Here is an 11,497-nt window from a genome sequence, read left to right as displayed (position 1 = left end):
GGCCCTGTCGGCGGCGCTTTCCCGACGCCTCAGGGACGCCGCGCCAGCAGCGCTTCCGCCGCGGCCAGATCCTCGGGCGCATTGAGGTTGAGGAAAGGGTCGAGAGGCTCCGCCGGCCAGATGGCGACGGCCGCGCCGTGCCGCTCGATGAAGCCGCCGACCCGCCGCTCGCCGCGGGTGAGCCAGTCGCGCAGGTCCTCGCGCAGAGCGACCGGCCAGAGCGCAGAGGTGAAGTGGCGCCGCTCGCCCGAGGCCGCGAGCGCGATGGACTTTCCCTCCGCGGCGGCGGCTCCGGCGAGGCGGGCGACGAAGTCGTGCGGCAGGAACGGCGCGTCGCCCGGTACGCTGGCGACATGGGTGAGGCCGGGGAGAGCGGCCGCCGCCTCCATCCCGGCGAGGATGCCGGCCAGCGGTCCCGGATGGTCCGGGACGGTGTCCGGCAGGACACGCCCCGCGAACACGCTGCGGAAGCGGGCCGGATCACCGTTGGCGCTGAGTGCGAGGCCGCCCCCGCATTGCGGCGCGAGGCGCTCGGCGACACGCGCCAGCAGGGTACGGCCGGAGAGCGTCCGGAGCGGCTTGTCGCCGCCTCCCATCCGCCGCGACAGGCCGCCGGCCAGGATCAGGCCCAAGATGCCGGACCCGGAGATGCCCGACCCGGAGATGCCCGCCCCGGACACCGGAGCGCCGCTCACTCGATCACGATCCTCGGCGCCGCCCGGCCGGCGGGCGCGCCGGTGAGGTTGCCCCAGAGTTTCTGGGCGATCTCGCGGTAGACCTTGGCTTGCGGCCCGTCCGGATCGGTCGCGACGACGGGGCGGCCGGCATCCGAGGTCTCGCGGATCGCCATGGTCAGCGGGATCTCGCCGAGGAAGGGCACCTCCAGGCGCTCGGCCTCGTGGCGGGCACCGCCATGGCCGAAGATCGCCGAGGCCGCCCCGCAATTCGGACAGATGAAGGTCGCCATGTTCTCGATCACGCCGAGGATCGGCACCGAGACCTTGCGGAACATGGTCACGCCGCGCCGCGCATCGATCAGCGCCAGATCCTGCGGCGTCGAGACGATGACGGCGCCCGACAGCGGCGTCGCCTGGGCCATGGTGAGCTGGGCATCGCCCGTGCCGGGCGGCATGTCGACCACGAGCACGTCGAGTTCGCCCCAGGCCACGTCGCGCAGCATCTGGGTGATCGCCGACTGCACCATCGGCCCGCGCCAGATCATCGCCGATTCCGGCTCGATCAGGAAACCGATCGACATCGCCTTCAGGCCGTAGGCCTGCATCGGCTCCAGCGTCTTGCCCTCGAGCACCCGGGGCTTGCCGGACAGTCCCAGGAGCTTCGGCACCGAGGGGCCGTAGATATCGGCATCGAGCAGGCCGACGCGCAGGCCCTGTGCGCTCAAGCCGAGGGCAAGGTTGCAGGCGGTGGTGGACTTGCCGACGCCGCCCTTGCCCGAGGCCACCGCCACGATGTGGCGCACGCCGGGCAAAGCGTTGCCCTGGCGCGGCGGCGCACCGGGACCGGGCGGGCGGGGCGCCCCCCCCGGCGGCGGCGCATTCGGCGCCCGCTCCGAGGTCAGGCTCGCCAGCACGCTCGACACGCCGGGCAGAGCCAGGACGCGTCCTTCCGCCTCGCGGCGCACGGGCTCGAAGCGCTCGGCCTCGCTTGGGTCGATCAGGATGGAGAACATCACCCGGTTGCCCGGATCGATCACCACCGGCGAGAGGCGGCCGGAGCCGGGCAGGGTGGTGCCGCCGCGATCGACCGTCACGGTCGAGAGCGCCTTCAGCACGTCGTCGCGCGTGATCGCCAAAACTCGAACTCCATCGGGCGAAGGGGCAAGCCCTCGAACGGGGTCAGGCCGCTTCCGTTCATCTAACCGCCCTTGCGGGAAACACCAGCCCGGGAACTCGGTCTCAGCGCCGCTGCCCCGGCGGAATGGCGATCAGGTTGCACGCGTCCATTGGCCCGCGCACGACCGAGCCGTCGCCGCGCCGGTAGGCGCCGCGGCGCAGATGCCGGCACCCGACGGGACCGCGCAGCCGCTTCACCCGCTCAATATGGACGCTGCGGGTGCGCCGGTTCGAGAAGTCGTGGCCGCCGATGCGTACGCCGGGCCCGAAGCGCACCTCGGCCGCGGCCGGTCCGAGGCCGGCGATCATCAGCGCTGCGAGCAGCGCAACCCTCATCCCCATCTTCGCGCCCATCTTCGCGCAGCTTCCCGACCGGCCCCTGAACCAACCCTGGCCTCGCTCGTTGTCGAGGCAATCGCCGGACGGCCCCGCGCGTCCGGCTCGCACCATTGCCGACAACGGAGAACGGATCACATGCACCAGGGCAACCATCGCGACCACGAGGGCGCGAAGAAGCTCTTCGAGCTGACCAAGGACGTCAAGGTCGCGATGCTGACCACCGCCGACCAGAGCGGCACGCTGAACAGCCGCCCGATGTGGAACAACGAGATCGACGAGAACGGCGACATCTGGTTCTTCACCAAGCTGCACAGCCCGAAGACCGCCGAGATCAGCCGCGACAACCAAGTCAACCTCGCCTACTCGGACCCGTCGAGCCAGACCTACGTCTCCATCGCCGGCAAGGCCGAAGTGATCCGCGATCAGAAGCTGATCGACGAGAAGTGGCAGGAGAGCCTCAAGACGTGGTTCCCCAACGGCAAGAACGACCCCGAGGTCGGCTTGATCCGCATCCATCCCGAGCAGGGCGAGTACTGGGACAGCCCGTCCTCCACGATGGTCCACCTCTACGGCTACGTGAAGGCCTCGCTCACCGGCGAGAGCCCGAAGACCGAGACCAAGAAGGTCAACCTCGCCTGATTCTTTCGTGACAGGGCCGGGTGCCCTGCTCGATATTCGGCGCCCCCGCCCCGGCGGGGGCGCCGTTTTTGTGAGGGCCGTCCACGCCGGCCGGCGTTGATCGCAGGCGCGATCCGTCCCAAGCTCGGGCAACACTCCCCGAACACGGACGGCTCATGATCGACCTCGCGAAGCGGGTCTACGACCACAACTTCCGCATCGACCCGATCGTGCGCTCGCTGCTCGATACGGATTTCTACAAGCTGCTGATGGCGCAGATGATCTTCCGCCGTCACCGCGATGTCCGGGTCAGCTTCGGGATCCAGAACCGCACGAGGAGCGTGCGGGTGGCCGACGAGATCGACCTCGGGGAATTGCGGGCGCAGCTCGACCACGCCCGCACCATCCGCCTGAGCCGGGGCGAATCCACGTGGCTGCGCGGCAACACCTTCTACGGCAAGCGCCAGATCCTCTCCTCCGAGTTCATGGCGTGGTTCGAGACCTTCCGGCTGCCGGAATACGAGCTGGAGGTCCGCGACGGGCAGGTGGCGCTCACCTTCCACGGCCCCTGGGTCGAGACCACGCTGTGGGAGGTGCCGGCACTCGCAATCCTCAACGAGCTGCGCTCCCGCGCCGTGCTGCGGGGCATGGGCAAGTTCGAGCTTCAGGTGCTCTACGCCCGCGCCATGACCCGGGTCTGGGAAAAGATCGAGCGGCTGAAGCGCCTGCCCGATCTGTCCATCGCCGATTTCGGCACGCGGCGCCGCCACGGCTTCCTGTGGCAGGATTGGTGCGTGCAGGCGATGAGCGAGGGGTTGGGTGAGCGGGCCTTCCTCGGCACGTCGAACTGCCTGATCGCCATGCGCCGCGAGGTCGAGGCGGTCGGCACCAACGCCCACGAACTGCCGATGGTCTACGCCGCCTTGGCCGGCGACGATGACGACGCCCTCGCCCAGGCCCCCTACGCCGTGCTCGCCGACTGGCAGCAGGACTATGCCGGCAACCTGCTGGTGGCGCTGCCCGACACCTACGGCACCACCGGCTTCCTCGCGAACGCCCCCGACTGGCTCACCGCCTGGACCGGCATCCGCATCGATTCGAAGGAGCCGATCGCGGGCGGCGAGGAGGCGCTGGCCTTCTGGGAATCGCGGGGCTGCGACCCGCGGGACAAGCTGGCGATCTTCTCCGACGGGCTCGACATCGACGACATCGAGGCGATCCACGCCCATTTCCACGGCCGCATGCGCATCGGCTACGGCTGGGGCACGCGGCTGACCAACGATTTTCGCGGTCTCGTCCCGGAGGGACGCCTCGATCCGATCTCGGTCGTCTGCAAGGTCACCGAAGCCGAGGGGCGCCCGACGGTGAAGATCTCCGACAATCCGAGCAAGGCGCAGGGCCCGGCGGCGGAGGTGGAGCGCTACAAGCGGGTTTTCGGCGTGGGCGAGCAGGCGGCCTTGCCGGTGGCGGTGTGACTGCATTTGTCGCAAACCTGCCGCCGAAGGGAGGATGGCCCTCCAAGGCACGCCGACATCCGACCGGTTTCCAGCCGCCCGTCCAGCGTGCATTGTGGAACCGGAAACTTGGACATTCTTTCCGCTTCACCCATCGCCGCCCCATGCCGAGCCCATCCATCACCCCTGCCCGGATCCGCGCCGGTCGCGGTCTCCTCAAGTGGACGCAAGGGGTTCTGGCCCATGGGGCCGCGGTCTCGGTTGTGACGCTGAACATGATCGAGAGCGATCAAGCCGCCCCGCGCGCAAATACCCTCGACGCGATCCGTTCGCCGCTCGTAGGCGCGGGCGTCCGCTTCATCGGCGAGGCGACGGAGGGTTTCGGCGTGACGATGCGACCGAGGCCCGGCGACTCGGCGCAGACGGATCCATCCGAGCCCGGGCACCGCCGGGCGTCGCGCGCGATGCGGGCCGCCGCGTGAGTGGTCGCATCGATCTCAACGCCGATCTCGGCGAGGGTTTCGGGCCCTGGCGCATGGGCGACGACGCCGCGCTCCTCGACATCGTCACCTCGGCCAACGTGGCCTGCGGCTTCCATGCGGGCGATCCCGACATCATGGTCGAGACGGTGCTGGCGGCGAAGGCGCGCGGTGTGGCCGTCGGCGCCCATCCCGGCTTCTTCGACCTGCGCGGCTTCGGCCGGAACCGGGTTCAGGAGAGCCCGACGCGAATCGAGCGGGACATCGCCTACCAGATCGGTGCGCTCCAGGCCTGTGCCGCACTCGCGGGCGCCCGCGTCACCCACGTCAAGGCGCACGGGGCGCTGGCCAACCTCTCCAACGAGGACGCGGCAATCGCCGAGGCGCTGGCTCGCGCCGTGGCCGGGGTGGACCGCACTCTGGCTCTGGTGGTGATGCCGGGGCTGCCGGCCGAGCGGGCCGGCGAGCGGGCCGGGCTCGCCCTCGTGCGGGAGATCTATGCCGACCGCGCCTATGCCGAGGACGGGACGCTCGCCCCGCGCGCGCGGCCTGATGCGGTGATCCACGACGCAGAGGAGGCCGCCGCGCGCGTCGTCCACATGGTCGAACAACGCGCGGTGTTCACGATCAGCGGGCGGCGCATCCCGGTTGCGATCGACACGGTCTGCGTCCACGGCGACAATCCGCAGGCTCTCGCGATGGCCGGAACGGTGCGGGCCGGGTTGGAACGCGCGGGCTTTACGCTGCGCCCCTTCTCCGAGCCTTGAACGACGCGCCGCGTTACGGCGACGTTTCAGGGATCGAATCCACGCTGCTCACGGTTTCTTGAGCTCAAGTGCCTTCGGGCGCTGGCCCACGACGGTCATTCGCCCGAGCGGGCGACGCGACCGGCCCGCCGAGCCGACACGGCACGAAGCGGGGCCGGCAGCCTCGCGGGACGCGTAGCGTAACAGGAAAGCTCGGCCTGAGATGAAGCGCATGTCCACCGGTGAAGGCTTCGTCGTGCCCCCGCGCCCGACGCGTGTTCCCGCCGCCGAGGCGCCCAAAGGCCCGCTCGCCTCCTCGATGATCGTGTTCGCGATCATCGTCGCGGGCCTCTTTCTCGGCCGCGAGGTGCTGATCCCCATCGCCATCGCGGTGCTGCTCTCCTTCGTGCTCGGGCCGCTGGTGAATTTCCTGCGGCGGCTGCGCCTGGGACGGGCGGTCGCCGTCCTGGTCTCGGTGCTGTTGGCGGCCGGCATCATCGCCGCGCTCGCCACCGTGATCGGCGTGCAGGTCGCCGAACTCGCCCAGGACGTGCCGCGCTACCAGCGGACCATCGAGCGCAAGGTCGAGGGGCTGCGGGAGGGCACGCTCGGCCGGACGATGGACTACATCGCCAACATCAACCGGGCGATCCACCAGGGCGGCGAGGAGAACAAGGAGGCGGCCGAGAAGGCCCGCCGCGAGCAGGCGGCCCGCGACAGCACCCGCAAGACCGAGCCGGAACCGCCGAAGCCGATGCTGGTGCAGGTGGAGGAGCGGCGCCCGAGCCCGCTCGAACTCGCCACCACCGTGCTCTCTCCGGTGGCGCAACCGCTCGCCACCGCCGGCATCGTCATCGTGGTGCTGCTGTTCATCCTGATGCAACGGGAAGACCTGCGCGACCGGCTGATCCGGCTCGCCGGATCCAGCGACCTCCACCGCACCACCGTGGCCATGGACGATGCCGCGCGGCGGCTCTCACGCTACTTCCTCGGCCAGCTCGCCCTCAACTCGGCCTTCGGCGTCGTCATCGGCGTCGGCCTCTGGATCATCGGCGTGCCGAGCCCGGTGCTGTGGGGCATCTTCGCGCTGGTGATGCGCTTCGTGCCCTATATCGGCGCCTTCCTCTCCGCGGTGCTGCCGATCGCGCTCGCCGCCGCCGTCGATCCGGGCTGGAGCATGGTGGTGGCGACCTTCCTGCTCTTCGCCATCGTCGAGCCCATCGTCGGGCAGATCATCGAGCCGCTGGTCTACGGACACTCCACCGGGCTCTCGCCGTTCTCGGTTCTGGTCTCGGCGTTGTTCTGGACCTGGCTGTGGGGACCGGTGGGACTGCTGCTCTCGACGCCGCTCACCGTCTGCCTCGTCGTGCTCGGGCGCCATGTCGACCGGCTCGAATTCCTGGACGTGCTGTTCAGCAACCGCCCGGCCCTCACGCCGATCGAGAATTTCTACCAGCGCATGCTCGCCGACGACCCGGAAGAGGCGCAGGAGCATGCCGAGCTGATCCTGCAGGAATGCTCGCTCTCGGCCTATTACGACGACGTGGTCCTCAAGGGCCTGGAACTCGCCGCCCGCGACGCCGCCCGCGGCGTGCTCACCCCCGACCAGAAGGACGAGATCCGCGCCTCGATCACCGCCCTGGTGGAGGATCTGGAGGATCGCGAGGACGCGGTGCCCGATCCCGATTCCAAGCCCGGACGCCTGATCTCCGCAGGAGCGGGTGAGGGGGAGAGCGCCTGCAAGAGCGATCCGATTCCCCGCTCCGATCCCGACGACCTGCCCGAGGCGTGGCGCGCGGACGGTGCGGTGCTCCTCGTCTCCGGCCGCGGCTTCCTCGACGGCGCGGCGACCGCCATCGCCGACCAGCTCCTGCGCAAGCGCGGCTTCGGCACGCGGCAGGTGCCCTTCGCCGAGGTCGCCCGGGTGCGCATCGGCGAATGGAATCCGGGCCCGGCCCAGGCGGTCTGCGTGATCTCGCTGGCGCTCTCGGGCGAGCCGACGCATCTGCGCCGCCTCGTCGGGCGGCTGCGCCAGAAGGTCGATCGCGTCCCCGTCGTCGCCGGGCTGTGGCGCCTCGACGAGCCGATGCTCGCCGACGACGCGTTGCGGGCCAAGCTCGGGGCGGACGACCACGTCACCTCGCTGCGCGACCTGATCGAGACGATCCTCGCGCTCGCCCGCCAGAACGGTGCCCCGGATGCCTCGGGAATGCGGGACGCGGCCGCGCCGCCGCGGCAGGCCCTGCCCGAGCCGGCTTGACGGATCGGCCGCACGACGGCTTCGTCTGAAGCCGTCAACGGAAGGCTGCCCCCCGATGAGCGTCGTCGATCTCGCCCAGTTCATGGAAGATCTCGCCACCCAGTCCGGAGCGGCGATCCTGCCGTTCTTCCGGGCGCATTTCGGCCTGGACGACAAGTCCCACGGGACGGGGCGCGCCTTCGATCCGGTCACCGAGGCCGACCGCGCGGCGGAGGCCGTGATGCGGCGGATGATCAAGGACCGGCTGCCGAACCACGGCATTCTCGGCGAGGAGTTCGGCTCCGAGCGGGCGGATGCGGAATGCGTCTGGGTGCTCGATCCCATCGACGGCACCCGCGCCTTCATCAGCGGCCTGCCGACCTGGGGCACCCTGATCGGGCTGACCCATCACGGCGCGGCGGTGCGCGGCCTGATGCACCAGCCCTATCTCGGCGAGCGTTTCCTCGGCGACGGCAAGACCGCGAGCGTGCGCAGCCCCAAGGGCGAACGCCGCCTCCACACCCGCCGCAGCGAGGCGCTCGGCGACGCCATCCTCGCCACCACCGATCCGCGCCTGTTCGCGGAAGGCGAGGAGGCCGAACGCTTCCGGGCGGTCGAGGCGGAGGTGAAGATGTCGCGCTACGGCGCCGACTGCTACGCCTACTGCATGCTGGCCGCGGGCCAGATCGACCTCGTGGTCGAGGCAGGCTTGAAGCCCTACGACATCGTCGCGCTGATCCCCATCGTCGAGGGTGCGGGCGGGGTCGTCACGACTTGGGACGGCGGTCCGGCGACCGGCGGCGGCCGGATCGTCGCGGCGGGCGACCGCCGCCTCCATGACGCCGCTCTGAGGCGGCTCAACCCTTAGGGGCCGCTCCCAAGAGCGAGGGATGCCGGGGGCGTGGGTCACGCCCCCGGCGATCAGCGGCCGGGCTCATCCCCGATCCGCTCGATCCCTTCGGGAGAGCGGATCGGGTCTTCGCCTTAAGGGCCGCGCCGGCTTGCTGAGACGGTGTCCGCTTCGATCGAGCGGGCCCCGGATCAGGCGAAGATCAGATCCTTCACCTGTCCGACCAGCGCGGTATCCCACGACCAGTTGGAGTGGCCGACCAGATCGTTCGTGCGCAGCACATCCAGCGGAACTGCGCCCTGCCCCTCGGCCACGACCTTGTCGTTCTTGATCAGGCGCATGTAGCCGGCCTCGTCCACGCTGGCCTGCCACTTCGCCATCTCACCCTCGACGATGGCGTCCGCCGCCGTGATCCGGTGCTTCGTGCTGCCCGTGAAGATCTCGAAGGCCATGTCGTCACCGTTGGCGACCTGGCCGAGCCAGATGTTGTCGCTCCACGGACCGTTGCCGGTATCGAAGACGCGCTGGTAATTCCCGTGGGAGAGATCGTCGAAGCGGACCTCGGCGAACATCTTGAAGGCGCCGTCGATCTCCGGGATCCCCTGGAACGGCGTGATCGTCAGGTCGCTCACCTCACCGACGAGCGGTTTGTCCGCCTGCCAGTTGGACTTGCCGACGAACTCGTTGATCCGTGCGACGTCCTTCGGGACGATGCCCTGTCCCTCGGCCAGGAGCGCGCCGTCCTTGAACAGGCGCATCCAGCCGGTCTCGTTGACGTTGGTCGTCCAGGTCGCTTCCTCGCCCTCGACGATCGCACCCTTGGCCACGATGCTGGCGGACTTGCTGCCGTTCATGATCGTGAACTGCATGTCTTTGGAGGTGCCGATCTGGCTGAGGAAGACGTTGTCGGCGTTGGGACCGTTGCCGATGTCGTAGACACGCTGCCACGCGCCGGCATCGAGATCATCGAACCGGACCGTCGCGCTGGCGGTGAAGGCACCGTGGATGTCGGGCAGGTCGTCCTTGAAGGTCAGGTCGTAGATGCTGCCCTTCAGGGCCGTGTCATGCGCCCAGTTGGATTTGCCCACGAAATCATTCGTGCGCGTCACGTCGCGCGGCACCGCCCCCTGACCCTCGGCAACGAGCACGCCGTCCTTGTAGAGCGACATCCAGCCCCGCTCGTCGACGCCGGCGGTCCATTGCGCCTCGACGCCCTGCTTGATGACGTCCTTGGCGGTGATGCGATGCTTGATCGCGCCATCGAGGATCTCGAAGGCCATGTCCCGGCTGTTGCCGACCTGACCGAGCCAGATGTTGTCGCGGCCCGCGCCGTTGCCGGTATCGAAGACGCGCTGGAAGTAGCCGCCGGCGACGTCGTCGAACGTCACCCGCGCGGTCACGCTGAATGCGCCGTCGATCTCGGGGATTTCGGCGCGGTAGGCCTCGTCCGAGGCGGCGTTCAGGGCCATCTCGTAGGGCGCCTTGCCGGCCTGCGCCGTCCCGTAGCGCTGTTGCAGGTGGGCGAGGAGGCCCGGCACGCCGAGCACGGTGTCGTCGAAGGTCAGCGTCTCGATCGAGGTCAGCGTATCGATGCTGCCGGAGGCGAGATGCTTGAGGGCGAGGGCGCCGGTCGCGCCGTAGAGCGCAACGTAGTCCTGACTCCGGCCCGCGAACACGACCCTATCGGTGCCAGCGCCCCCATCCAGCGTGTCGCTCCCATTTCCGCCGCTGAGCGTGTCGTTGCCCTCGCCCCCGTCCAGCGCGTCGTTCCCATCCCCGCCGCTGAGCGTGTCGTTGCCCAGGCCGCCGAAGAGCTTGTCGTCGCCCCGGCCGCCGTCGATCCAGTCGTCACCGCCATAGCCGAAAAAGGTGTCGGCCCGGTTGCCGAGCCAGATCTTGTCGGTCCGCTCGGTCGCGATCGGCATCCCCTTGTCCTGAAGCATGGCCAAGTCGAGATCCGAGATGCCGGACCGCCCGCCCCAATTGGAATAGGGATCCATGAGATCCTCGCGTCCCACCACGTGCGACCGGCTTCCATCGAGCAGGGCCGGACCACCGAGAACCGTCCGCGTGTTCTCGCCATTGAAGACGAGCGCCCCGTTGGCCGCTTTCGTGGCAGGGAAATCGATGAAGCCCAGCGCGTGGCCGATCTCGTGCTTGAAAAGGGTCAGGGCATCGATCTTGTTGCGCGGAACACCCGCAACCCCTGCCGGATCGTAGAACAAATCGCCGAGCCTGTGCTCGCCGAGTGTGACTATGCCTTCCGGCGTGCCGCCGTTCGCGTCATATCCCTCGCGGGCCTCGAGGATGGCGGTGGCCCACCAGCCCCCGCTCCAGACCTGTTTAGGGCCGCCGTTGGCAATGTAACTGCCGCCGCCGACATTGCCGATCCCGAGCGCGATCTCGATCGTGCTCTCACCTTGGATGTGCTTGGCCCACGAGTCGGCAGCCGCCTGTGCCGTCGCGAGGATCAGACTCGCCTTGCTCCCGGCCAAGTTGATCGAGGATCCATTTGCCCAGGTGACGGAAATCTTCGTCATACTCGTCTTCTCCATCCGAGCTGCGTCCGGATCGCCGTTCGGGCGCGTCCAGCAACTCTAAGTCCATTTGCGACACGCCGACTCTGCGTTCGACCAACTAGAGCCCCGATGGATTGCAATCTATTTTGGAGATGCTCCCGAGCGATTGACTGATAAATTAGGATTTTAACTTGTTTGATTGTGCATTTTCAGATCAGACAGGCGATAGATGAGAAAATCGCCTCGAATCGAAATTGGTGTGCTTGAGACAATGCGCATCAGAATTCGTACCGATAGAAAACAGTGCGCGACGACCTACGGAAAGGAACAAAAATTCGACATCGACCCGGATTCCGGGGATTACCATTGAATGCAGAGCCGATCCGACGTGGAAACAAAC

9 protein-coding genes are annotated in these 11,497 nt (G+C 68.7%); 5 read left to right on the top strand and 4 right to left on the bottom strand.

The features are described from left to right. Positions 1 to 29: 29 nt before the first annotated feature. The 3 genes from mobA to HNR51_RS04820 all read right to left on the bottom strand — a co-directional run bounded on the left by mobA (position 30) and on the right by HNR51_RS04820 (position 2,189). Positions 30 to 632, bottom strand: a complete 603-nt coding sequence (gene mobA, locus HNR51_RS04830) for a molybdenum cofactor guanylyltransferase MobA (RefSeq protein WP_182554511.1) — start codon at positions 630 to 632, stop codon at positions 30 to 32. A 59-nt stretch (positions 633 to 691) separates the two neighbouring features. After that, positions 692 to 1,813 carry an Mrp/NBP35 family ATP-binding protein gene (locus HNR51_RS04825; protein WP_182554150.1) on the bottom strand — a complete coding sequence of 374 codons (1,122 nt, stop codon included), beginning with the start codon at positions 1,811 to 1,813 and terminating at the stop codon, positions 692 to 694. A 103-nt stretch (positions 1,814 to 1,916) separates the two neighbouring features. Then, on the bottom strand, positions 1,917 to 2,189 hold the full coding sequence (locus HNR51_RS04820; RefSeq protein ID WP_141954184.1) for a hypothetical protein: 273 nt from the start codon (positions 2,187 to 2,189) through the stop codon (positions 1,917 to 1,919). Between the two features lie 138 nt (positions 2,190 to 2,327). Between HNR51_RS04820 and HNR51_RS04815 the strand changes: the two genes are divergently transcribed. From HNR51_RS04815 to hisN, 5 genes are all read left to right on the top strand, one after another. Further along, positions 2,328 to 2,831, top strand: a complete 504-nt coding sequence (locus HNR51_RS04815) for a pyridoxamine 5'-phosphate oxidase family protein (RefSeq protein ID WP_012456772.1) — start codon at positions 2,328 to 2,330, stop codon at positions 2,829 to 2,831. Positions 2,832 to 2,986: 155 nt separating this feature from the next. Continuing rightward, positions 2,987 to 4,285, top strand: coding sequence for a nicotinate phosphoribosyltransferase (locus tag HNR51_RS04810; protein ID WP_012456771.1), 1,299 nt, complete (start codon positions 2,987 to 2,989; stop codon positions 4,283 to 4,285). Between the two features lie 457 nt (positions 4,286 to 4,742). Beyond that, complete coding sequence (locus HNR51_RS04805; RefSeq protein WP_182554149.1) at positions 4,743 to 5,510, top strand: LamB/YcsF family protein; 768 nt, start codon at positions 4,743 to 4,745, stop codon at positions 5,508 to 5,510. 202 nt (positions 5,511 to 5,712) lie between these two features. Further along, the gene (locus tag HNR51_RS04800; RefSeq protein WP_182554148.1) at positions 5,713 to 7,749 is read left to right on the top strand and encodes an AI-2E family transporter; all 2,037 of its coding nucleotides are present in this window, start codon (positions 5,713 to 5,715) and stop codon (positions 7,747 to 7,749) included. A 55-nt stretch (positions 7,750 to 7,804) separates the two neighbouring features. Then, entirely contained in the window at positions 7,805 to 8,596 is a 792-nt protein-coding gene (hisN, locus tag HNR51_RS04795; protein WP_182554147.1) for a histidinol-phosphatase, read from the top strand. A 173-nt stretch (positions 8,597 to 8,769) separates the two neighbouring features. On the opposite strand, the gene HNR51_RS04790 is transcribed toward hisN, so the two are convergent. Beyond that, positions 8,770 to 11,118 (bottom strand): hemolysin, encoded by a 2,349-nt coding sequence (locus HNR51_RS04790; RefSeq protein WP_182554146.1) that lies wholly within the window; start codon positions 11,116 to 11,118, stop codon positions 8,770 to 8,772. Positions 11,119 to 11,497: the final 379 nt, after the last annotated feature.

This window comes from Methylorubrum thiocyanatum (assembly GCA_014138645.1).
Taxonomy (GTDB): Bacteria; Pseudomonadota; Alphaproteobacteria; order Rhizobiales; family Beijerinckiaceae; genus Methylobacterium; species Methylobacterium thiocyanatum.
The sequence above is the reverse complement of the archived record's forward strand: the minus strand, read 5'-3'. Positions and strand labels throughout refer to the sequence as shown.

Excerpts from the sequence above, each read along its gene's own strand:
- HNR51_RS04820 (WP_141954184.1), bottom strand. The coding sequence starts at position 2,189 with ATGAGGGTTGCGCTGCTCGCAGCGCTGATGATCGCCGGCCTCGGACCG.
- HNR51_RS04815 (WP_012456772.1), top strand. The coding sequence starts at position 2,328 with ATGCACCAGGGCAACCATCGCGACCACGAGGGCGCGAAGAAGCTCTTC.
- HNR51_RS04810 (WP_012456771.1), top strand. The coding sequence starts at position 2,987 with ATGATCGACCTCGCGAAGCGGGTCTACGACCACAACTTCCGCATCGAC.
- HNR51_RS04800 (WP_182554148.1), top strand. The coding sequence starts at position 5,713 with ATGAAGCGCATGTCCACCGGTGAAGGCTTCGTCGTGCCCCCGCGCCCG.
- hisN (WP_182554147.1), top strand. The coding sequence starts at position 7,805 with ATGAGCGTCGTCGATCTCGCCCAGTTCATGGAAGATCTCGCCACCCAG.
- HNR51_RS04790 (WP_182554146.1), bottom strand. The coding sequence starts at position 11,118 with ATGACGAAGATTTCCGTCACCTGGGCAAATGGATCCTCGATCAACTTG.